This window comes from Leifsonia poae, from assembly GCF_050632195.1.
In the GTDB taxonomy this organism is placed as follows: Bacteria; Actinomycetota; Actinomycetes; order Actinomycetales; family Microbacteriaceae; genus Leifsonia; species Leifsonia poae_C.
Genome location: NZ_CP192580.1, coordinates 1,880,123 through 1,901,542, shown reverse-complemented (window position 1 = coordinate 1,901,542; position 21,420 = coordinate 1,880,123). Strand labels below are relative to the sequence as shown.

Annotated in this window: 18 protein-coding genes and 1 pseudogene; 13 read left to right on the top strand and 6 right to left on the bottom strand. The window is 67.4% G+C overall.

The features are described from left to right. Nucleotides 1-105: 105 nt before the first annotated feature. Entirely contained in the window at nucleotides 106-966 is an 861-nt protein-coding gene (locus tag ACQ86A_RS09655) for a sugar phosphate isomerase/epimerase family protein (RefSeq protein WP_431280292.1), read from the top strand. A 52-nt stretch (nucleotides 967-1,018) separates the two neighbouring features. On the opposite strand, the gene ACQ86A_RS09650 is transcribed toward ACQ86A_RS09655, so the two are convergent. Next, complete coding sequence (locus ACQ86A_RS09650; protein WP_431280291.1) at nucleotides 1,019-1,906, bottom strand: SGNH/GDSL hydrolase family protein; 888 nt, start codon at nucleotides 1,904-1,906, stop codon at nucleotides 1,019-1,021. Nucleotides 1,907-1,982: 76 nt separating this feature from the next. Continuing rightward, complete coding sequence (locus ACQ86A_RS09645) at nucleotides 1,983-2,657, bottom strand: TetR/AcrR family transcriptional regulator (protein ID WP_431280290.1); 675 nt, start codon at nucleotides 2,655-2,657, stop codon at nucleotides 1,983-1,985. A 125-nt stretch (nucleotides 2,658-2,782) separates the two neighbouring features. On the opposite strand from ACQ86A_RS09645, the gene ACQ86A_RS09640 reads away from it, so the two are divergent. Next, nucleotides 2,783-5,638 carry an MMPL family transporter gene (locus tag ACQ86A_RS09640; RefSeq protein WP_431280289.1) on the top strand — a complete coding sequence of 952 codons (2,856 nt, stop codon included), beginning with the start codon at nucleotides 2,783-2,785 and terminating at the stop codon, nucleotides 5,636-5,638. Next, nucleotides 5,638-7,536: a YhgE/Pip family protein gene (locus ACQ86A_RS09635; RefSeq protein ID WP_431280288.1), complete on the top strand. Its 1,899-nt coding sequence runs from the start codon at nucleotides 5,638-5,640 to the stop codon at nucleotides 7,534-7,536. The genes ACQ86A_RS09640 and ACQ86A_RS09635 overlap by 1 nt, the downstream gene beginning before the upstream one ends. A 9-nt stretch (nucleotides 7,537-7,545) precedes the next feature. Here ACQ86A_RS09635 and ACQ86A_RS09630 read toward each other — a convergent pair whose 3' ends face one another. Continuing rightward, nucleotides 7,546-8,700 carry an SLC13 family permease gene (locus tag ACQ86A_RS09630; RefSeq protein WP_431280287.1) on the bottom strand — a complete coding sequence of 385 codons (1,155 nt, stop codon included), beginning with the start codon at nucleotides 8,698-8,700 and terminating at the stop codon, nucleotides 7,546-7,548. A gap of 73 nt (nucleotides 8,701-8,773) precedes the next feature. Between ACQ86A_RS09630 and ACQ86A_RS09625 the strand changes: the two genes are divergently transcribed. Both ACQ86A_RS09625 and ACQ86A_RS09620 read left to right on the top strand, forming a co-directional pair. Continuing rightward, the gene (locus ACQ86A_RS09625; protein ID WP_431280286.1) at nucleotides 8,774-8,971 is read left to right on the top strand and encodes a hypothetical protein; all 198 of its coding nucleotides are present in this window, start codon (nucleotides 8,774-8,776) and stop codon (nucleotides 8,969-8,971) included. A gap of 85 nt (nucleotides 8,972-9,056) precedes the next feature. Continuing rightward, nucleotides 9,057-9,569 carry a hypothetical protein gene (locus tag ACQ86A_RS09620; protein WP_431280285.1) on the top strand — a complete coding sequence of 171 codons (513 nt, stop codon included), beginning with the start codon at nucleotides 9,057-9,059 and terminating at the stop codon, nucleotides 9,567-9,569. A 6-nt stretch (nucleotides 9,570-9,575) separates the two neighbouring features. Here the strand turns inward: ACQ86A_RS09620 and ACQ86A_RS09615 are convergent, their stop codons facing one another. Then, nucleotides 9,576-10,952, bottom strand: coding sequence for a glucose-6-phosphate dehydrogenase (locus ACQ86A_RS09615; RefSeq protein ID WP_431280284.1), 1,377 nt, complete (start codon nucleotides 10,950-10,952; stop codon nucleotides 9,576-9,578). A 29-nt stretch (nucleotides 10,953-10,981) separates the two neighbouring features. On the opposite strand from ACQ86A_RS09615, the gene ACQ86A_RS09610 reads away from it, so the two are divergent. From ACQ86A_RS09610 to ACQ86A_RS09600, 3 genes are read left to right on the top strand one after another with little or no spacing between them, the layout of a single operon-like run. Further along, nucleotides 10,982-12,781, top strand: a complete 1,800-nt coding sequence (locus ACQ86A_RS09610; protein ID WP_431280283.1) for a glycoside hydrolase family 15 protein — start codon at nucleotides 10,982-10,984, stop codon at nucleotides 12,779-12,781. Beyond that, the gene (gene clpS / locus ACQ86A_RS09605; RefSeq protein WP_431280282.1) at nucleotides 12,781-13,080 is read left to right on the top strand and encodes an ATP-dependent Clp protease adapter ClpS; all 300 of its coding nucleotides are present in this window, start codon (nucleotides 12,781-12,783) and stop codon (nucleotides 13,078-13,080) included. The genes ACQ86A_RS09610 and clpS overlap by 1 nt, the downstream gene beginning before the upstream one ends. After that, nucleotides 13,077-13,580, top strand: a complete 504-nt coding sequence (locus ACQ86A_RS09600) for a DUF2017 domain-containing protein (protein WP_431280281.1) — start codon at nucleotides 13,077-13,079, stop codon at nucleotides 13,578-13,580. Before clpS ends, ACQ86A_RS09600 begins: the two co-directional genes overlap by 4 nt. 41 nt (nucleotides 13,581-13,621) lie before the next feature. Here the strand turns inward: ACQ86A_RS09600 and ACQ86A_RS09595 are convergent, their stop codons facing one another. Continuing rightward, a complete protein-coding gene (locus ACQ86A_RS09595; protein WP_431280280.1) occupies nucleotides 13,622-14,743 on the bottom strand; it encodes a hypothetical protein in 1,122 nt (373 codons plus the stop codon). A 326-nt stretch (nucleotides 14,744-15,069) separates the two neighbouring features. On the opposite strand from ACQ86A_RS09595, the gene ACQ86A_RS09590 reads away from it, so the two are divergent. The 5 genes and pseudogenes from ACQ86A_RS09590 to ACQ86A_RS09570 all read left to right on the top strand — a co-directional run bounded on the left by ACQ86A_RS09590 (nucleotide 15,070) and on the right by ACQ86A_RS09570 (nucleotide 21,226). Further along, on the top strand, nucleotides 15,070-16,959 hold the full coding sequence (locus tag ACQ86A_RS09590) for a hypothetical protein (protein ID WP_431280279.1): 1,890 nt from the start codon (nucleotides 15,070-15,072) through the stop codon (nucleotides 16,957-16,959). Continuing rightward, nucleotides 16,956-18,002, top strand: coding sequence for a LacI family DNA-binding transcriptional regulator (locus ACQ86A_RS09585; protein WP_431280278.1), 1,047 nt, complete (start codon nucleotides 16,956-16,958; stop codon nucleotides 18,000-18,002). Before ACQ86A_RS09590 ends, ACQ86A_RS09585 begins: the two co-directional genes overlap by 4 nt. Nucleotides 18,003-18,016: 14 nt before the next feature. Continuing rightward, complete coding sequence (locus ACQ86A_RS09580; protein ID WP_431280277.1) at nucleotides 18,017-19,309, top strand: ABC transporter substrate-binding protein; 1,293 nt, start codon at nucleotides 18,017-18,019, stop codon at nucleotides 19,307-19,309. 2 nt (nucleotides 19,310-19,311) lie between these two features. Beyond that, nucleotides 19,312-20,301 carry a carbohydrate ABC transporter permease gene (locus ACQ86A_RS09575; RefSeq protein WP_431280276.1) on the top strand — a complete coding sequence of 330 codons (990 nt, stop codon included), beginning with the start codon at nucleotides 19,312-19,314 and terminating at the stop codon, nucleotides 20,299-20,301. A 170-nt stretch (nucleotides 20,302-20,471) separates the two neighbouring features. Next, nucleotides 20,472-21,226, top strand: a pseudogene (locus tag ACQ86A_RS09570) (carbohydrate ABC transporter permease). 53 nt (nucleotides 21,227-21,279) lie between these two features. Here the strand turns inward: ACQ86A_RS09570 and ACQ86A_RS09565 are convergent. Further along, entirely contained in the window at nucleotides 21,280-21,405 is a 126-nt protein-coding gene (locus ACQ86A_RS09565; RefSeq protein ID WP_431280275.1) for a hypothetical protein, read from the bottom strand. Nucleotides 21,406-21,420 lie beyond the last annotated feature (15 nt).

The window sequence follows — 21,420 nt, the reverse complement described above, 5'->3', positions numbered from 1 at the left end:
CTTCTGCGCTGCTGTCCAGGGTACCAGCGTCCCTCGACTGAACGTCTGCCGGGCGTTTGCCGCAAGGTCACACCACGTTCAGCGCGCGTGATTAGAGTTGCCGCGATGATGCGCATCGGAATGAGTACATCCTGCGTGTATCCGCTGTCGACGGAGCACGCTTTCCGCCTTGCTCGCCGTGCCGGCTTCGACGGCGTCGAGGTCATGGTCACCCGTGACGAAGTCACTCAGTCCCCGGATGCGCTGCTCGAGTTGTCGAGCCGCTACGGGATGCCGATCTTCTCGATCCACGCGCCCGTGCTGCTGCTGACGCACTTCGTCTGGGGTCGGGATCCGCAGATCAAGCTCGAGCGGGCCGCCGGCCTGGCGGGCGCGGTCGGCGCGTCGACGGTCGTCGTGCATCCGCCGTTCCGCTGGCAGTCGGGATACGCGGAGAACTTCCTGAAGATCGTCCGGCAGACCGCCACCGCCAGCGGCGTCGAGATCGCCGTGGAGAACATGTTCCCGTGGAAGATGGCCGGCCGCGCGGTCGCGGCGTACTCCCCCGGCTGGGACCCGACCGCCATGGACTGCGACGCCGTCACGCTCGACTTCTCGCATGCGGCCCTCAGCGGGCTCGACTCGCTCGACCTCGCGAACGCGCTCGGCGACAGGCTCCGCCACGTGCACCTCTGCGACGGGTCGGGCTCCCTCGACGAGGGCAGGGTCTTCGACGAGCACCTGCTCCCCGGACGCGGCGGCCAGCCGGTCGCCGAGGTGCTCAGGATGCTCGCCCGGCGACACTGGTCGGGCACCGTGATCGCCGAGGTGAACACCCGCAAGTCGCGCACGGAGGAGGAACGGCTCGGGATGCTCGCCGAGACCCTCGCCTTCGCTCGCGAGCACACCGGTGTCCCCCGGCATCCCCGCTTCTCGCGTTCGCGCCGCGCGCTCGGTTCGCTGCTGCCCGTGCGGCCGGCGAGGTGACCGCGCTCCCTGCCAGCTGACGGCTCTCCCGCCAGGTGACCCGGCGCCCGGGCTAGTTGACCGCGCGGCCGAGCAGTCGCACGAGCTCGGTCGAGTACTCGCGATAGCCGGTGGCCGTCGGGTGGAATGCCGTGTATCCGGCGGTGTTGACCCAGGGTTTCGCCGAACCGATGCCGTGCCCGTCGAAATCGACGCCGACGTAGGTGATCGGAACGCCTTTTGCGCGCTGCCGGTCGATCGCATCCTTGATCACTTCGTTGAGGCCGATCGTGGCGGCGTTGATCGCCGCGGCGATCCCGAAGTCCTTCGAGGACGGATCGGAGGCGTCGTAGAGGGTCGCGTATCCGGTGACGACGATGCGCGCATTGGGGGCGGCCTTCGCGACCGCCGTGTAGACCTGGTCGAGTCTGTTCGGCAGGAGGTTCAGGAGGGACAGCGCCGAGGAGATCCCGTTTCGGCAGGGAACCGACTTGCCCGCGGCGCAGTCCGAGGCGATCGCTGCCACGCCCAGGTCGTTGCCGCCGATGCTGAGAGTGACGAGATCGGTGTTCGCATCGAGCGGGAAGAGCTGGCGCTTGAGCAGGTCCGCGGTGGTGGCACCGCTGCAGGCCGCGTTGGTGATGAGGTCGACGCCGGCGACGGCCGAGAACACATCCGGGTAGCTGTTGTCGCTCATGACGCATCGGCCCTGCTCGCCACCGCCGCCCATCCCGGCCGCGAAGCTGTCACCGAGCGCTACGTACCGCGTCTGGGCAGTGAGCGGTCGCTTCGGGAACGGCGGGAGCGTCGATGTCGGGACGGGAGTCGGTGTCGCGCTTGCGACGGCGCGCGGCTGCTCCGGCTTGTCGGAGCTCGCCGCCCAGGCGATGGCGCCGACGCCGGCCAGGGCACCGACAACGACGACGGCGACGATCGGGATCAGGTAGGTTCTGCGTCGCATCCGCGATACTTTACCGCCGCATGCTTGGCGCAGGCTCGATGCAGGCCGCGCGCCCGCTCAGAGCCACGACACGTGCTCAGACGGGTTCGGTCAGCGCCAGCAGCACCGCCGGAAGGCTGCTCGAGAGCCGCTCGGAGAACTTGCGCTCATCGCCGGAGAGAAGCGCACGTGCCTCTCCGTTCGCGCACAGTTCGGCGATGACCCGCACACCCTCTTCGGGATCGATGGTGAACCGGCGGGATGCGGAAGTCAGCGCATCGACGACGATGGCCGTGAGGTCGCGGAAGAACCCGTCCTGGTACTCGAGGAACCCCTTCGAGATCTGTGGGTCGCGCAGCGCCAGCAGCAGGAACTCCGACTGCACGAGCCACCAGCGGCGATCGTCGGACTGCAGTTCGAGCACCTTCGTGATGATCTCGACGACCTGGTCGTCACCGATGCCCGCGCCCTCATCGGTGAGCGGCGTGAGGAACTGGGCGACGCCCTCGTTGAGCTGCTCGATCCGCATCGTCTTCTCGCGCTCCATGAGCGCGAAGAAGAGTTCCTCTTTGGTCGAGAAGTTGGAGTAGAAGGCGCCGCGCGTGAATCCGGCGGCCTCGGTGATCATCTCCACGCTCGCGGCGTGCACGCCGTGCTCGGCAAAGATCTCGAACGCGGCATCCAGCAGGCGCGATCGCGTCTTCTGCCGGCGAGCCGATTCGGTCGGCGCGTCCTCTGCTACCCCCGCCGTTCTGAGAGCTGACGTGTCCAAGCTGAAACCTTCCTGAGTTCGTTTCGCATACATCAGTGTATTCGATACATTCGAGTATCGGATACGACGGTGTATCGAAACTCACTTCCTTGACCCTGTTGTGTGACCGATAAGTAGGAGAACGCGTGTCCTCGATTCTGTATTCGATCGGCCGTTGGGCTTTTCGCGCCCGCAAGCTGGTCGTCTCGCTCTGGATCATCCTCCTCGTCGCCCTCGGCGGCGGCGCGGTGCTTCTGAACCAAGGTACAGACAACACGTTCAGCATCCCGGGAACGGAGTCGCAGGAGGCCCTCGACACGCTCAGCCGCACGTTCCCGCAGGTCAGCGGCACGTCGGCGCAGCTCGTCGTCGTAGCGCCGAAGGGCGACACGGTCACCGACACGAGCATCCAGAAGCCGGTCGAAGCGACGGTTGCAGAGCTGAAGCAGCTCGACGGCGTCTCCGGCGTCACTTCCCCGTACGACGACACCGTCAAGGGCTCGATCTCCGACGACGGATCGGCCGCGATCGTCACCGTGCAGCTCAAGGGCCAGATGACGACCGTGCCGGCGGAGACCAAGACGGCGCTGACGGATGCGGGCACCGCCTTGCAGAAGCAGCTGCCCGATGGCTCGCAGACAGCGGTCGGCGGTGCCCTGTTCTCGCAGAGCCTGCCCACGCTCAGCGTGACGGAGCTGCTCGGTGTCGGGATCGCCCTGGTCGTGCTCATCCTGACCTTCGGATCTTTCCTGGCCGCGGGGATGCCGCTGCTCACCGCACTACTCGGCGTCGGCCTGTCGATGGCGCTGATCTTCATCGCGACACTCTTCGGGCCGATCTCATCGACCACGCCCCTGCTCGCGCTGATGCTCGGGCTCGCGGTCGGAATCGACTACTCGCTCTTCATCATCTCCCGGCATCAAAGCCAGTTGAAGGCCGGGGTCGACCCCGAGGAGTCGACGGCCAGGTCTGTCGCCACCGCGGGCTCCGCGGTGCTCTTCGCCGGGATCACCGTGATCATCGCGCTGGTCGGGCTGTCGGTCGCGAACATCCCGTTCCTCACGACGATGGGAATCGCCGCCTCCGCCGCCGTCGCGATCGCCGTGCTGATCTCGCTCACGCTCACTCCCGCCCTTCTCGGTTTCGCCGGGTCCCGCATTACACCGGGACGACGCAAGGCCAAGCGCGCGGCTCGCAAGGCCGCGGCAACCGCCGCTGCAGACGGCCGTGATGTCGAGGCGGAAACCCCGACCAAGGCCGCCGTCCCCACGCTCGCTCACGCGGCTAAGGCCGATGTGCCGCCCGGATTCTTCCGAGGCTGGGTGCGCACCGTCACGCGCCTGCCGATCGTCACCATCGTCGGTGTGATCGCGCTGCTCGGCATCGCGGCCATCCCCGCGGCCCAGCTCCGACTCGCGCTTCCGGATGCGGGCTCGCACGCCGAGGGCGATCCGGCCCGCGTGACCTACGACCTCATCTCCGAGCACTTCGGCCCGGGATACAACGGGCCGCTCATCGTGACGGGATCGATCATCCAGAGCACCGATCCTGTCGGACTGATGAACAAGCTCGGTGCCGAGATCGCCGAGCTCCCGGGCGTCGCGTCCGTTCCCCTTGCCACCCCCAACCAGACGGCGGACACCGGGATCGTCCAGGTCATCCCGACGACAGAACCGGACTCGGAGAAGACCGCTCAGCTCGTGTCGGAGATCCGCGCGAAGCATCAGCACTTCCTCGACGAGTACGGCGTCGATCTCAAAGTCACGGGCAATACGGCGGCGCAGATCGACGTGTCGAATCGGTTGGGCGGAGCCCTGCTGCCGTTCGGCATCCTCGTCGTCGGCCTGTCGCTCGTGCTGCTCACGATGGTGTTCCGCTCGATCGCCGTGCCCATCAAGGCCGCACTCGGCTACCTGCTCTCCGTCGGCGCAGCGTTCGGTGCGGTGACGATGGTGTTCGAGTGGGGTTGGTTCGGGGATGCGCTGAACGTCGCCAAGGAGGGCCCGGTGATCAGCTTCATGCCGATCATCCTGATGGGCGTGCTGTTCGGCCTGGCTATGGACTACGAGGTGTTCCTGGTCAGCCGCATCCGCGAGGATTACGTGCACGGCGGCAACGCGCGGCGCGCAGTGGAGAGCGGGTTCGTCGGCTCCGCCAAGGTCGTGACGGCCGCGGCGATCATCATGATCTCCGTGTTCGCCGCGTTCGTGCCCGAGGGCGACACCTCGATAAAACCGATCGCGCTCGGCCTCGCCGTCGGTGTGTTCGTCGACGCGTTCATCGTGCGCATGACGCTCGTTCCCGCCGTGCTCCAGCTGCTCGGCGACAAGGCGTGGTGGATGCCGCGCTGGCTCGACCGCGTCCTGCCGTCGTTCGACGTCGAGGGCGACGGCCTGCAGAAGGAGCTCGATCTCGCAGACTGGCCTGAGCCCGCAGGCCGCTACATTGCGGCCGCCGACGGACTCGGCATCAGCGCGAAGAAGCGTCGCGTCTTCGGCGACGTGTCGTTCCGCCTCGGCGACGGCGACGTGCTCGTCGTGCACGGTGGCGACCGCACCGCCACCTCGGCGCTCTTGATGAGTGTGAGCGGGCGCACAAAGCCCGACACGGGCATCCTGAAGGTCGCCGGTTACGTGCTGCCGACCCGCGGCGCGGCGGTCCGTTCGCGCACGGCCGTCGTGCGGCTCGGGACCACCGAGACCCCGGTCGAGGATCTGCGGCGAGCGCTGAAAGGACGGCCGCAGCTGCTGGCGCTCGACTCGATCGACACCGTCACCGATCCGGTCGAGCGTCGACGCATCCGGTTCGAGCTGACGGATGCGCTCAGCCGCGCCCGCATCGAGGAGCGCCCGTTCGCCCTCGTCGTCAGCTGCGTCGAGCCCGACGGCCTCGACGACGTGCTGCCCGAGAGCGCGGAGCCGAGTTCCGTGCACCTCGCCGGCCCGGCTTCGGCCGCCTCCCCCGTTCACCCCCACCGTTCGACCGAGAAGGCGACCGTCTGATGTCCACTTCCCCCTCTCCCCTGCGCCGCCCGCGGTCCCTGTTCTCGCTCGAGCGGATGCGCTCGGAGCGTCGCGTGACCTGGCTCACCCTGGTGGGCATCCTGATGGTCCCGCTCGTGATCGGCGGACTGCTCGTCTGGGCCCTGTGGAACCCGACCGAGCGCCTCAGCGACGTGAAGGCGGCCGTCGTCAACCTCGACCAGCCGGTGACCGTGAGCGGTCAGACCGTTCCGCTCGGGCGTCAGCTCTCCGCGGGTCTGCTCGACGGCAAGAACGACAACTTCAGCTGGGTTCTGACGGACCAGAAGGATGCGGCGAGCGGCCTCGCCGACGGCTCTTACGTCGCCGTCGTCACGATTCCCAAGGACTTCTCGAAGGCGGCCACATCGCCGTCGGGCCCGGCGGCCGACGCGACCCAGGCGACCATCGACGTGCAGACCAGCGATGCGTCGAAGCTGGTCGACCCCGCGATCAGTCAGACCGTCACCGCGACGGCCACCTCGGTACTCAACAAGCAACTCACGTCGACCTACCTCGAGAACGTCTACGTCGGCTTCAATACGCTTCACGATCAGATCGCGCAGGCAGCATCGGGCGCTTCGGCCCTGTCGGGTGGAGCGGCGCAGCTTGCAAGCGGCACCCAACAGGTCGCGGCCGCGGGCGCACAGTTGGCGACCGGCGCCTCCGGGCTGTCATCGGGGATCACGAAACTGTCGGGCGGCGTATCCGGGCTCGCTGGAGGGCTCTCGCAACTGAGCCACCAGACCAGCGGACTTCCCGCACAGACACAGCAGCTGTCTGCGGCAGCGGCTGGCGTCAACACGGGCGTCAACCAGGTCGCCAGCGGTTTGACGCAACTCTCCGCGGCTTGCGATGCGGCTCACGGCGCGACCGATCCGATCTGTGTGCAGCTCGCGGCAGCCGCCGGCGGCATGACTACAGGCCAGGGTGGCAACCCCAGCCTCGTGGCTCTGGCGGGCGTTACTGCGCAGGGCACCTCGCAACTGGCCGCAGGGATGCCTGCGCTGACGAACGGGATCGCGAAGAGCGCATCCGGAGCAACGCAGCTCTCGAGCGGCGCGGCACAGTCAGCGACGGGCGCAGCGCAACTGTCGTCAGGTGTGTCGCAGCTGAGTTCCGGATTGGCGCCGCTCGCCTCGGGAGCGGAGCAGACGAGCACGGGTGCGGCATCCCTCGCCTCCGGTCTGCAGACCGCCACTGCCAAGCTCCCCAGCTACTCCAGCGGCGATCGCTCCAACCTGGCATCGGTGGCCGCCGAACCGGTCACCCAGAAGACCGCCGCGACCGACGCCAGCGGGTTCGGCCGATCGAGCATTGCTCTCTTCGCCGCTGTCGCACTCTGGCTCGGCGCGCTAGCGACCTTCCTGGTGCTGCAGGCGGTCTCGCGCCGCGCGATCCTGACGACCCGGGCATCCGGGCGCATCGCCCTCGACGGCTTCGTACCGGCCGCCGCCATCGGCGCACTCCAGGGCGTGCTCGTGGCTGGGATCATGCAGTTCGCGCTCAACCTCGACGTCGGTCACTGGTTCGGCTTCGCCGGCATCGCGATCGCCGCCGGTGTGGCGTTCGCGGCCGTCAACCACGGGCTCGTCGCACTGCTGGGCGGCATCGGTCGGTTCCTGTCGATGCTCGTCGTCGTCATCACCCTCGCGTCGGGCATCATCTCGACGGTTCCCGGCTTCTTCGATACCTCGATGCAGTTCCTACCGACGTCAGCCGCGATCACTGCCTTCGGTGGTGTCGTGGAGTCGACGGATGGGGTCTGGCAGGGACTCGGCGGCCTCCTGGTCTGGGCAGGGCTCGGCTTCGTGCTCGCGCTGATCGCCGTGGCGCGCAAGCGAATAGTCCGCGTCTCCCAGCTGCTCCCGGCCGAGTAGCCGGGACCGCTACACCGTCAGCGCGAGCGCGAGCGTCGCGAGCCCGACGGTGAGCGGTGCGATCACCAGCCCGAGCAGCATGTACCGGCGCCAGGAGATCTCCACGTCGAGCGCGCTCAACCGCTGATGCCAGAGCAGGGTCGCAAGCGACGCCCACGGCGTGATCAGCGGCCCGGCGTTGACGCCGATCAACAGCGCGACCAGACGGATGGGCGTATCGGCTACGGGTTCGAGCGCGAGGTACGCCGGAAGATTGTCGATGACGTTGGCGCCCACCATCCCGGTGCCGGCGAGCCGCAGGAGTGCCAGCGGCGACTCCCCCGAGCCCGAAATCGTGGCCAGCACGGTGGCCAGACCGATCGAGTGCAACGCCTCGATGAACAGGAAGAGACCGGAGGCGAGCACGATCAGCTGCCAGGGCAGCATCCCGAACCGCAGAACGGATGGGCGGCGCACGGCGAACAGCACCACCAGCACGATCGCTGCCGCGCTGGCCGACAGCCAGACGGGCAGGCCTGAGATGAGGGCGGGAAGCAGGGCGATCACGACGGCCGCACTGCACCAGAACAACACGTCGTCCTCGATGGGATCGCGCGCATCCGGGGTGTAGCGCTGCATCAGCGGTTTGCGGAAGATCAGGAACACGGCGATGGCCGGCACCACGATCGCCACGGCCGCCGGGGCCGCCGTCAGCGCCGCGAACTCAAGCGGGCTGGGGTTGCCCATCGCGTGCTGCGCGAGCAGGTTCGTCAGGTTCGAGACCGGAAGCAGGAGCGACGCCGTGTTCGCCAGCCATACGGTCGTCAGGGCGAACGGCAACGGACTCAGGCCGACATGGCGCGCGAGCACGATCACGACCGGAGTCAGCAGCACAGCCGTCGTATCTAGCGAGAGGAAGATCGTGCTCAGTGTGGCGACCAGGACCACGAGCAGCCAGAGCAGCCATGCGCGACCCCGGCCCCAGCGCGCGGTCTGCTGCGCGAGTGCGGTGAAGACGCCCGCCTCCGCGGCCAGCTCGGTCACCACCGTCACAGCGATGACGAACAACAGGATGGGCCAGACCCGGTCCCACAGCACGGAGACGTCCGCCACCGGCAGCAGTCCCGTAGCGACCGCGATACCGCCGAGCACGAGCAGAACGAGGCCGACGAGGGCAGTGCGCATCCCATCCCCTCTCGCGTCGGCTGGTCCGACTTTAGACCGCGGGGTACGGTGGGGACGAACCGAGAGGATGCGGATGCGCAAGTTCATATTCAACGGCGCGGTGATCAGTGCGGCGTTCAGTCTGTGGTCGACGATCCAGGCCGCGAGGAGCGGCCCGCGCGACTGGCGCATCATCCTCGGCTGGGTGAATGCGGGCATCTCGTTGGCCATCGCGATCGGAACCGTGGTGCAGGACTCGAAAGAAGCGGAAATCAGCGAGAAATCGCGCTGATCACGCGGCGTGTCCGCCCTTCTTCGCAGCAAACGTCCAGGACACTGGTACCACGAAGTGTGAACAACCTGGAAAGGGATGCGCGATGTTTGGTCGTAGGCGGCATGCCGCCGCTGTGCCGGCGGCGCCGGTTCCGCAGTTGAGCGAGGCGCAGATCCTCGAGTTGGTGCACGAGAAGGTCGCCGAACTCATCGGCGAGCGCGGCGAATGGACTGTCTCACGCCGCTCCCAGGACGACACCGACACGATCTTCCACTCCGTGCTGGCCAAATCCGTCACCCTGACGATCGCTACCGCCCTGTTCGACGCTCAGCGTCGGCTCGAGGCGGGCGATGCCGTCCTCGATGAAGCCGCTCACGAGCTCGCGAGCACGCCCCAGCACCTCGCGCCCGAGGCAGAGCCCGTGACCGAGACCGCGGTGTCCGAGATGGCACCGATCGAGGCCTCCGCCGAAACGTCGCACGAGGAGCAGGACGCCGAGATCGGCGAGCCGGCCGCCTTCAGCTGGGAGCCCGCCCCGATCACCGTCTGGACCGACCTGCGTAAGCCTGTCACCGGCGAGATCCCCGCGATCCTCCCCCACCGCACAGCCGCCTAGGTCCTCTCAGCCGAGGGGCGGCCACGACTTCGGTCCGGCCGACCCAGCTCGATAGTCGTCGATCGGCACCTTGTTCTTCGCCCAGGCGTCGACGATCGGCCCGACGATCCGCCAGCATTCCACGGCCGTGTCGCCGCGCACCGACAGGGACGAGTCGCCGTCGAGCACGCCGGCGAGCACCTCGCCGTATGCCACCAGCTGCCCCGGGCCGAATTCGACCGTCAGCTCGGCGCGTTCGAGGTGGAACGGGTCACCCGGTCCGTTGATGTTGAGCTCGAGCTCCATCGCGTCCGGGCCCAGCATGATCCGCAGCTTCGTCGGCTGCTCCACTCCTTTGAGGCCCGTCGGCACATGTTGTGCCGGCCGGAAAGTGATGACGATCTCCCGGCGCCGTTCGCCGAGCGCCTTTCCCGAGCGCAGCGTGAACGGCACTCCGGCCCAGCGCCAGTTCTGCACCTCGAAGGTCGCCTCGGCGAGCGTCTCGGTGTTGCGCGACGGATCGACGCCCTCCTCGTCCACATACGACGGCAGGGAGCGACCGTCAATGGTCCCCTTGGTGTAGCGGCCGCGGCGGCTCGAAGCGACCGGATCGCCGTTCATGCTCCGGGTCGCCCGCAGCACGATGGCCTTCGCATCCCAGAGATCCTGAGCTCCGAGGGTTGATGGCGGCTCCATTGCGATCACCGCCATGACCTGCAGCAGGTGGCTCTGGATCATGTCGATGAGCGCACCGGCCTGGTCGTAGTAGCGCGCACGGCCCTCGAGCGCCAGGGTCTCGTCGTAGATCACGTCGACGCGCTCGATGTGCTCCGAGCTCCAGAGCGGCTCGAAGATCCGGTTCGCGAACCGGAGGCCGAGCAGGTTGAGAACGGTCGACTGGCCGAGGAAGTGGTCGACCCGGTGAATCTGATTCTCGGGCACCAGCTTTGCGAGCTCTTTGTTCAGAGCGATGGCACTCTTCTCGTCAGTGCCGAACGGCTTCTCCAGGACGAGGACGAGACCCGTCGGCAGATCGAGCTTCTCCATCGCCGCGCAGGCGCGCGCGGCCACCGCGGGCGGCACCGCGAAATAGAGGGCGGTCTTCCCCGTCCCGGCGTCGAATATGCGTTTGAGGTCATCGGCGCTCGTCGCATCCGCCTGCACGTATTCGACGGCCTTGAGCGCCGCATCCACCGCCGGTCCGGACGCTTTCACCGTCTTGAAGGATGCGCGAATGACCGACCGCCAGTGCGCATCCGTCCACTCCTGCATGCCCGAGCCGACCAGCTTCACCCGGCGTTCGGGCTCATTGGTCAGGAGCTGACCGAGTGCCGGGAGGAGCAGCCTGGATGTGAGATCTCCGGTAGCTCCGAGAATAACGAGAGTGGACACCGACTGCGTCATGCCCGCAACAGTACGTCCATACTGGAGGAGTGTCACTACCGATAGAGGACTATGCCCTGATCAGTGATTGCTTCACGGGGGCGCTCGTCGGCAAGGACGGCAGCATCGATTGGCTCTGTCTGCCGCGCTACGACTCGCAATCGCTCTTCGGCGCACTGCTCGGCACGGAGGACCACGGCCGGTGGCAACTCGCACCCGCCGACCCGGATGCCAGCTCTACGCGCCACTACGACGGCGACACGATGATCCTCGTCACCCACTGGACGACGCCCGACGGCGAGGTCGAGGTGACCGACGCGATGCCCATGGGCGACGGACGGGCGGATGTGGTGCGCCGGGTGCGCGGCATCAAGGGCACCGTTCGCATGGAGCAGGACCTCCGGTTGCGCTTCGGGTATGCCACGGCCATCCCGTGGGTGCGTAAGGACCACACCGAGCATCCGCCGTCGCTGATCGCCGTCGCCGGGCCGGACGCCGTCGTCGTGCGTGGCGCGGCCCTGCACCCCACCGACCACAGTCACGCAGGCGTCTTCGACATCGAGGCCGGCGAAACGGTCGACCTGAGCCTCACCTGGTTCCGGTCGCACCGGAAGACCCCGAAACCGCTCGACATCGATGTCGCACTGGAAAAGACGCGCGCGTGGTGGATCCAGTGGGCGAAGCAGGACATCCACACAGGCCACTACCGACAAGAGGTCGTGCGGTCGCTGCTCATCCTGCGCGCGCTGACCCATTTTCAGACGGGTGGCATCGTCGCCGCGGCCACCACATCCCTCCCCGAGCAGTTCGGCGGCGAGCGCAACTGGGACTACCGCTACGTCTGGCTTCGGGATGCGTCGCTCACCATCTCCGTGCTCCTCGCGCACGGTTACAACGACTATGTCGACCACTGGCGCGGCTGGCTGCTCCGGGCTGTGGCGGGCGACCCCGCCGATGTGCAGATCATGTACGGACTCTCGGGGGAACGCGACCTCGCCGAGCGGCTGATCACGAGCCTTCCCGGCTACCAGGGCGCTTCCCCTGTGCGGATCGGCAACGAGGCGTCCAACCAGTTCCAGGCGGATGTGATCGGCGAGGTGATGCTCGCCCTCGACCACGGGCGCTTGAACGGCGTCGAGGAGACACGCTTCTCCTGGGCTCTCCAGCGCGCACTCATGGGCTACCTCGAGGAGCACTGGCGCGAGCCCGACCACGGCATCTGGGAGATCCGCGGGGAGCCGAAGTTCTTCACCCACTCCCGGGTCCTCGTGTGGGCGGCCTTCGACCGGGCGGTGCGCGCGGTGGAGGAGCACGGCTTGGAGGGCCCCGTCGACCAGTGGCGCAAGCTGCGCGACGAGGTGGCCGCCGATGTGGAGGCGAACGGGTTCGACCACGAGCGCAACACGTACGTGCAGGCGTTCCACAGCACCGAAGTCGACGCATCCCTGCTCCAATTGGCCCAGGTGGGCTACTGCGACTGGGACGATCCCCGGATGCTCGGCACCGTCCGCGCGATCGAGGAAGACCTGTTGCGCGACGGGCTGCTCGTGCGCTACCGCACGGAGACAGGAGTCGACGGGCTGCCGCCGGGCGAGCATCCGTTCCTCGCCTGCTCGTTCTGGCTCGTCGAGCAGTACGCCCGTTCGGGCCGCGAGGACGACGCCCGCGAGCTGATGGACAGGCTCGTCGGCTTCGCCAACGACGTCGGTATGCTCTCCGAGGAATATGACGTCAAGGCCCACACGCACGTGGGCAACACCCCGCAGGCGCTGACGCACCTGACGCTCGTGCGCGCGGCCGACGCGATGGCCGAGGTGGCCGGCCGAGGCCCCGCGTCGGGGAGGGATTGATGGCGGTGCCGACGGATCCACGCACGCTCGAGGAGACGGATCTCAGCGAGCGGATCGAACTGGGTTCGCCGTGGGTGGCCATCGTCTGGAACGACCCGGTCAACCTCATGTCGTACGTGACATACGTGTTCGAGACCTACTTCGGATTCCCGCGCACCGAGGCCGAACGGCTGATGCTGCTCGTGCACGGCGAGGGTCGCGCGGTCGTCGCCACGGGGTCCCGTGAGGAGATGGAGCGTCACGTCGAGGCGATGCACGACTACGGGCTCTGGGCCACTCTGACGAGGGCCGACGCGTGAGGGACTTCCGGCGCGAGAAGGACGGCTGCGTCTCCGCTGTCTTCGAACCCGAAGAAGTCGAGATCGTCGTGCAGCTCGCGACCGAGAGCGGTGAGCTCGCGCGGGCGGCGCAGGAAGGCGCTGAACTGCGGGCCGACCCCGCCCTGATCCGTTTGCTGCCGGATGCGTACCCCGACGATCCTGCAGCCTCCGCCGAGTTCAGGCGGTTCACGACCGGCGGGCTGGCCGAGCGGAAGGCCCTCAACGCCCGGCTGGTGATCGAGACGCTCGCGCACCAGCACCACGGGCCGGTCGAAGTACGGCTGGATGAGGCGGGCAGCACTGCCTGGTTGCGCGCGATCACCGACATCCGGCTCGTGATCGGTGCGAGGCTCGGCATCGTGCAGGACGGCGACGAAGGCGACATCCACGACGAGGAGTCCGCCCTGATGCGCGCCGTGTTCGACTGGCTCGCCTACGTGCAGGACTCCCTCGTGCTCGCGCTCAGCACCCGCCGCTAGGCGACCGGATGGGGCGAATGGGGCCAGTCCGGTAAAACCGGCTAGACCGGGAACCGCACCGCAGCCGCTGCCGCTCCGCCGCCCGGCACATCTTCGGCCCGCAGCGCGTAGACCTTTGCCTTCGAGGCGAACGACCGGCGAATGATCTCGTCTACGACACCGTAGTTGCTCGGCTCGTCGTCGTCGGCGAGAGTGACGACGCCCGTCTCGTCGTCGATCGTGCCGGGCACGCGACGGTCGATGTCGACCACGAGGATCTCGACGGCACCGTAAGTGGCTGCTCTGGCGATGTCGCTCAGGTCGACGAGTGCCGTCTTGGCCGCGATTCGAGCCTCGAAGTCCTCCTTGAGCTTGGCGATCTTCGCCGCGTACACCTTGTCGAGCACCAGCCGGGCTGCCGTGGCGAGCTCTTCCTCGGTCTTCTCTTCCGGGTTCCCGGTGATAACCTCCTCGACGAGGTGCGGGTAGGTGCTCGCTCCGCGATAGATGCCGATCAGCGGCTCGGCGGCCGCCAGGATGAGCGGATCCGTCGAGTTCGCCAGCAACGGATGCAGCGCTCTGTCGATCGCCTGCACGTACTCGAGCATCCGCACCTTCTGCCCCTCCGAGCCCTGGATGCGGCCCTCGGCACTGCGCCCGCTCACCGACGTCTTGCCCACACTCGAAGCGACGTCCTTCGGGAGGCCTGGTACGTCGACGATCGTGGCGGGTGCCTCGGGCGAAACCCTGATCAGCCGCACCGAGTTTCCCGCCAACGCCAGGATGTACGCGGTCTGCGGAAAAGTCGTCGCCCGCAGCAACGGCTTGACGTAGAAGCGGTCCGCGATGTCGCAAGACGAGCTCAGCCGGTTGGGAAGACGAAAGGTCTCGCTGAGCTCTCCGTTGAGGAAGACCGCGAGCGAGCGCGACTGGTAACGCCAGAAGTCGCGATCCTCCAGGATGGTCTCCCCCTCGCGCTGGATGGCGGCGATCCGCTGTTTCGGAACGCCGTCGGCCTCGAGCTGTCTGGCAGCGAGGGCGAGGTGGTTCTTGAACTCGATCCTGGCCCGATCGGCTTCGGGAGGGGTGGTGCCCGTCGGCAGATAGATCGACACCGATCCGGATTCCTTGTATGCCGAGATCCTCTCGATGTCGGCCTTCGTCGGGATGTCTTTGTATTCCATGAACGGCTCCCTCGGTCCTCGATGTCCGGTCCCGCCAGTCTCTTCGCGACAGGCCTCGTTGACAAGCCCTGAAAACGCGCCTAGCGTGGGCTAAACCGGTTTAGACGTAAGGAGCGCAAGGATGCGCAGCTTCACAGACTCCCCTCCCTCCGCCGTGCAGCAGGCTCGGCGGCCCTCGTTCTCGGCGCCGCGCTCGCGGCCACGACGGGCCCGCTCGGCGCGGCCGCGACCCCTCGACGACCGCGACGACGACCGCAGAGGCGGCTCCGGCATCCGGAACCGCCAAGCTGACGAACCTCGATCATCTCGACTTCCTGCTCGACGACGTGCCTCTGCTTCCGAACATCGCGGGCCACACCACATACCGTCAGGATGCGGAACCCACCGCGCGCGCACCGTGGGTCTATGCCGACCGGCAGAGCGACGGCAGCTTCAAGCGCGTCGGCGGCGGACCCATCACGGATGCGGCCAAGGGTTGGTACGCACAGGGCGCGTTCGACGCCGACGACATTTCGCGCTCGGCTGTCGTGTACCTCCGCGACTGGGCCCAGAACGGCACCGCCACGAGCAAGCAGACCGCGTACGAGCTGCTCCGCTCGCTGACGTATCTGCAGACGAGTTCGGGGCCGAATGCCGGCAATGTGGTCCTCTGGCAGCAGTCCGACGGCACCCTCAACCCGAGCGCCATTCCGGTCGAACTCCCCGACCCGAGCGACTCCGCGGAGTCCTTCTGGCTGGCTCGCACCGTCTGGGCGCTCGGAGAGGGCTACGCGGGCTTCAAAAAGACCGACCCCACTTTCGCCTCGTTCCTGCAGCAGCGCATGACACTCGCGCTCGGCGCGCTGGACCGGCAGTCGCTCGCGAAGTACGGCCGCACTGATGTCGCCAACGGAGTACGCGTTCCGTCTTGGCTCCTCGTCGGTAGCGCCAGCGCGACCTCTGAGGCCGTGCTCGGGTTGAGCGCATATGTGAAGGCAGAGCCGGGAGACCGCACGGCAGTCACGGCGCTGGCGCGATACAGCGAGGGCATCGCCCGCCTGTCGAGCGGCGGAGTCGGCCAGTGGCCGTTCGGCGCCCTGCTTCCCGAAGCCAATTCCCCGACGTTCTGGCACGCCTGGGGTGGGATGGAGCCCGCCGCGCTCTCGACGGCCGCGACCGTGCTCCACCGCGCGGACTACCAGCGGATCGCCGCGACGGACGCCGCCCAGTTCACCGCGCAACTCCTCGCCACCGGCGGCCCGGTCAACGGCTGGACCCCGACACCGGCGGATCAGACCCAGATCGCCTACGGCGTCGATTCCCGCGTGCAAGGCCTCCTTGCCGTGGCCGATGCCACGGGCGCAAGCGGTCTGACCCAGCTCGCCGGCGCCCAGGCCGCCTGGTACTTCGGAGCGAACCCTGCCGGCGTGCCGGTCTACGATCCGGCGACCGGTGTGTGCGTCGACGGGATCGGCGGCGACAAGACCGTCAACCGGAACTGCGGCGCCGAGTCGAGCATCCACACCGAGCTGTCCATGCTGGCTCTGGATGCGCATCCCGCCGTTGCCGCTGCTGCGACCGCGCTGACCAAGACCACCGCGACCGAGGGCCTCACCGTCGCCGAGGCGGAGAACGGCACCCTGGCCGGCTCGGCCACCATCGTCACCCCACCCTCCGCGTGGACCGGATCGGCCAACTGGTCGGGCGGCAAGTACGTGCAGGCGAAATCGGGCGACACGATCACCCTGACCATTCCGGCGACGGCCGGTCCGGTCACCGTGATGCCGATCGCCAACCTCGGTTCGGGATCCGGCCGCACCGACTGGACCGCGACATCCGGAAGAAGGACGATCTCGCTCGGCTCCTCCGACAACGCGCGGGCCGCGCGTCAGGGGATCGCTCCCACGACCGTGTTCCTCCTGCCGCAATCGCTCCGCACCCAGGCGCCCACCGGAACCGTCACCCTCAAGGCCACCGTCCGCGGGTCGGTGCAACTGGATGCTGTCCTCCTGCAGCCCGTCGTCTCGCACCTCGGCCTGTCGGGCGCGACCGCCGGACTCGACGTCTACATCAACGGGACGAATCGGCAGGCAATCCAGCAGCTCCCGACCACCGGACCGGTCACGGTCACGCGCTTCGACCGCTACGGCAAGCAGGTGACGGCACCGACCCGGGCCGGCGCCCACGGTGCGATCGCCATCGAGCCCGGCGGGTTCACCACGGTGACCACCCGATGAGCGGCGAACGGGTAACCATCAACGACGTCGCCCGCGTCGCCGGTGTGAGCAAGGGTCTGGTCTCTCTCGCCTTCAACGACCGCCGCGGCGTGTCGCCGGAGACGCGGGACCGCATCCTTGCCGCGGCTCAAGACCTCGGCTGGAACCCGAACCCGAGCGCGCGCGGGCTGACCACGCGTCGCGCGTACGCGCTCGGGCTCATTCTCCGGCGCGACCCGCGCACGATCGAGGTCGACCCGTTCTTCCCCGCGTTCATCGCAGGAATCGAGACCGCGCTCTCCGACCGCGGCCAGGTACTCGTGCTGAGCGTCGTGCGGGATCACGATGCGGAGGCGAGCGCGTACACGCGCCTGGCGGCCGAGAACCGGGTGGACGGGTTCCTGCTCACCGATCTCCTCACCGACGACGATCGCATCCGCCTGCTCGAGTCGCTCGGCACACGGGCCGTCTCGCTTGGGGTGCCGACCACGAAGAGTCCGTTCCCCGTCATCTCCCGCGACTACGACGAGGGGATCGATGCGCTGATGGAATACCTGTTCTCGCTCGGCCACCGTGAGATCGCACACGTGGCGGGTGATGAGCGGATGCTCCACGGCCGCCTCCGCCGTTCGCGCTACGACCACGCGATGACCGAAGCCGGACTCGAGCCACTCGTCATCACGACCGACTTCTCGCCCGAGCAGGGCGCCGAAGCGACCAAGACACTCCTCGACGGACCCCGGCGTCCCACGGCGATCGTCTACGGCAACGACCCGATGGCCGTCGCGGGGATGAGCGTCGCCCACGAACGCGGGCTGAAGCTCCCCGCCGACCTGTCGATCACGGGCCTCGACGGCTCGCAGATCGGCACGTACATCTACCCCTCCCTGACCACCCTCGACAACGACCCGACCGAATGGGGGATCGCGGCCGCTAAAGCTCTGCTGCGTCTCGTCGAGGACGGCGAATCCGAAGACGTGGCACTCCCCTCCGCACGACTCGTCGTGCGCACCTCCACGGCCGCTCCCGCGAACCTCGCGGACGCTGCCCAGATCCGAAAGTAGAGATAGGAACAACCATGCAAAGACGCAGAATCCTCGTCAGCATCCTCACCGCAGGAGCGATCGCAGGCGCACTCGCAGCCTGCGGCTCCAGCGGTGGGGGCTCGGCCGACGCGATGAAGGCGAAAGGTCCGATCACCATCTGGTACTCGAACAACGAGCAGGAGGTGGCGTGGGGCAAGGCGATGGTGAAGGAGTGGAACTCCGCGCATCCCGACGAGCAGATCAAGGCCCAGGAGGTTCCCGCGGGCAAGAGCACCGAGGAGGTGCTCGGCGCGGCGATCACGGCCGGCACGACCCCGTGCCTCGTGTTCAACAACCTGCCGGCGGCGACCGGTCAGTTCCAGAAGCAGGGCGGTCTCGTCAACCTGTCGAAGTTCTCGGACGGCGACTCGTACATCGAAGCCCGCAGCGGCGCATCCGCCGACCAGTACAAGTCTGCCGACGGCAGCTTCTACCAGATGCCGTGGAAGCAGAACCCCGTGCAGATCTTCTACAACAAGGACCTGTTCGCCAAGGCCGGCCTCAACCCCGACGCGCCCGATATCTCGACCTACGCCAAGTTCCTGGCCGCGGCCAAGCAGATCAAGGCGAGCGGCGCAGCCCAGTACGCGATCTACCCGGCACCGACCAGCGAGTTCTTCCAGCCCAACTTCGACTACCTCCCCCTTCTCGCAGCGCAGACCGGCGGCAAGGGCATGATCGAAGACGGTAAGGCCACGATCGACAACGCCGACGGCCTCGAGGTCGCGAACTTCTGGCGCAGCATCTACGCCGACGGCCTCGCCGGCAACGAGCAGTACCAGGGCGACGCGTTCGCCGACGGCAAGTCGGCCATGGCGATCGTCGGCCCGTGGGCCATCGCGTACTACGGCGACAAGGTCAACTGGGGATCTGTGCCCGTGCCCACCAAGGACGGCATAGCTCCCGACAAGACGTACACGTTCCCGGATGCGAAGAACATCGGCATGTACACCTCGTGCAAGAACCAGGGCACCGCGTGGGAGGTCCTGAAGTTCGCCACCAGCAAGGACCAGGACGGCAAGCTGCTGAACGTCAGCGGTCAGATGCCGATCCGCTCGAACCTCGCCACCGTGTTCGCCGACTACTTCGCCGCGCACCCCGCGTACAAGGAGTTCGGTTCGGCATCCGAGCGCACCGTGGACGACCCGACCGGGCCGAACACGATCGCACAGCTCCAGGCCCTGCGTGACGCTTACACGAAGTCCGTGATCTCAGGATCCGGCAGTGTGGAAGACGCGTTCAAGGCGGCCGCTGACAAGATCAACCAGCTGCAGACCAAGAAGTAATCATGTCGACACTCCGCACGGACCCGTCGGCCGGGGGCGGCAACGCCCCCGCCGCCGGGCGGAAACCCGCTCGGAGCGGTAAGCGGCCGAACCAGGCTGTCAAACCGCTGCGCAACCGCATCCTCGGCCGCAACCCGATGGGCTCGATATTCGCGGCGCCGTACCTGATCTTCGTGATCGTGATCTTCGCGTACCCGCTGGTGTTCGCGGTCTACATGTCGTTCTTCGACTACTTCTTCGCGGCGCCGGGGGCGGTCGTGGACCGCCCGTTCGTGGGGCTCGACAACTACATCACTGCGTTCACCGATCCGGCCGTCCTGCAGTCGTTCGCGAACGTCGGGATCTTCCTCGTGATCAACGTGCCGCTCACGGTGGTGCTCAGCCTGGTGCTCGCCAGCGGGTTGAACAGCATCAAGCGATTCCGCACCTTCCTCCGGGTCAGCTACTACGTTCCGTACGTGACCGCGAGCGTCGCGATCATCGGCGTTTGGCTGTTCCTGTTCAACGGTGACGGACTCGTCAACCAGATCCTCGGCCCGCTAGCGCCCAACCCGAGCTGGTTCGTGAACCCGACGCTCGCCATGCCGATGATCGCCATCTACGTCACCTGGAAGCAGCTCGGGTTCTACATTCTGCTGTACCTCGCGGCGCTGCAGAACGTGCCCACCGAGCTGTACGAGTCGGCGGCGACCGATGGAGCGGGACGTGTCCGGCAGTTCTTCTCGGTCACGGTCCCCGGCGTCCGCCCGGCCACCGTGCTGGTCCTCCTCCTGTCGACCGTGGTCGGTGCGAACCTCTTCACCGAGCCGTACCTGCTCACCGGCGGTGGCGGACCGAACGGCGCATCGACGTCGCCCGTGCTGCTCATCTACCAACAGGGTATCCAGCAGGGGCATCCCGGATACGCGGCAGCGATCGGCATCGTATTGGTGATCGTCGTGCTCATCATCGCTTTCCTTCAGAACCGATTCGCGGGAGACCGAGACTCATGACCACAACCGCAGCACCCGCATCCGGTGCCACCCTCAGCAAGAAGGAGCAGCGTCGCCGTCGCAAGCGCGATCTGCTCTCGTCGCCCCGGCAGCTCACCCGGGGTCAGGCCATCCTCCAGGGGATCGTGCTCACCATCGGTGCGATCGCGTTCCTGTTCCCGTTCTATTACATGCTCGTCGGATCGCTGCAGGCCGCCCCGGACACGACGGTCGCCGGCGCCTTCCCGAGCCCGGGGAACATCACTCTGAACAACTACGTCAACATCAACGACCGCATCAACCTGTGGAGCGGACTCGCCAGCTCGGGCATCTTCACCGGCGGGGTGATCCTGTGCACCGTGGTGTTCGGCCTCCTGGCCGGCTACGCGCTGTCGATCCTTCAGTGGCGCGGTCGAGGCGTGACGTTCGCCCTGGCACTCCTGGTGCAGGTCATCCCGTTCCAGTTGCTCATGGTGCCGCTCTATGTGCTGATCGCGCGCAACTACGGACTCGCCGACAACTACCTCGGCATGATCCTGCCCTTCGCCATCAACTCGACGGCGGTGCTGATCTTCCGGCAGTACTTCCTGCAGATACCGAAGGAGCTGTTCGACGCGGCGAGGATCGACGGGGCAGGCGAGTTCGCCATCCTTCGACGAATCGCCCTACCCTCGTGCGTCCCGCACTCGTCACCGTGCTGCTGCTGACGTTCATCGGACCGTGGAACGAGTTCCTCTGGCCGTTCCTGATCACCAAGGAGGCCAGCATGCAGCCGCTCGCCGTGTCCCTGGCCAACTACATCAGCACGGTCGCGGCCTCGACGACCAACCCGTACGGCGCGATCCTCGCGGGCGCTGTCGTGCTCGCGGCGCCCGTCGTCGTGCTCTTCATCGTCTTCCAGCGCTACTTCACCTCGACCGACATCGGCTCGTCGGTGAAGGGATAGGACCACATGACAACCCCTCTCGGCCCGGTCGACCCCGACGGGCTCCGCGCGAGCTACGCGGAGGCGCTGACACACACGAATGCGCTCACCGACGTCATCTCCACCGACCAGTTCTCGGCGGCGTATCCCGAGCGACCCGCCTGGGCGATCGGACCGTTCGCCCGGGATGAATCGCTCACCTTCCGGCTCGAAGG

Bases quoted from the DNA above. Each gene is read 5' to 3' on its own strand.
- ACQ86A_RS09655 (WP_431280292.1), top strand. From the start codon at position 106: ATGATGCGCATCGGAATGAGTACATCCTGCGTGTATCCGCTGTCGACG.
- ACQ86A_RS09650 (WP_431280291.1), bottom strand. From the start codon at position 1,906: ATGCGACGCAGAACCTACCTGATCCCGATCGTCGCCGTCGTCGTTGTC.
- ACQ86A_RS09635 (WP_431280288.1), top strand. From the start codon at position 5,638: ATGTCCACTTCCCCCTCTCCCCTGCGCCGCCCGCGGTCCCTGTTCTCG.
- ACQ86A_RS09630 (WP_431280287.1), bottom strand. From the start codon at position 8,700: ATGCGCACTGCCCTCGTCGGCCTCGTTCTGCTCGTGCTCGGCGGTATC.
- ACQ86A_RS09625 (WP_431280286.1), top strand. From the start codon at position 8,774: ATGCGCAAGTTCATATTCAACGGCGCGGTGATCAGTGCGGCGTTCAGT.
- ACQ86A_RS09620 (WP_431280285.1), top strand. From the start codon at position 9,057: ATGTTTGGTCGTAGGCGGCATGCCGCCGCTGTGCCGGCGGCGCCGGTT.
- ACQ86A_RS09615 (WP_431280284.1), bottom strand. From the start codon at position 10,952: ATGACGCAGTCGGTGTCCACTCTCGTTATTCTCGGAGCTACCGGAGAT.
- clpS (WP_431280282.1), top strand. From the start codon at position 12,781: ATGGCGGTGCCGACGGATCCACGCACGCTCGAGGAGACGGATCTCAGC.
- ACQ86A_RS09595 (WP_431280280.1), bottom strand. From the start codon at position 14,743: ATGGAATACAAAGACATCCCGACGAAGGCCGACATCGAGAGGATCTCG.
- ACQ86A_RS09585 (WP_431280278.1), top strand. From the start codon at position 16,956: ATGAGCGGCGAACGGGTAACCATCAACGACGTCGCCCGCGTCGCCGGT.
- ACQ86A_RS09580 (WP_431280277.1), top strand. From the start codon at position 18,017: ATGCAAAGACGCAGAATCCTCGTCAGCATCCTCACCGCAGGAGCGATC.
- ACQ86A_RS09575 (WP_431280276.1), top strand. From the start codon at position 19,312: ATGTCGACACTCCGCACGGACCCGTCGGCCGGGGGCGGCAACGCCCCC.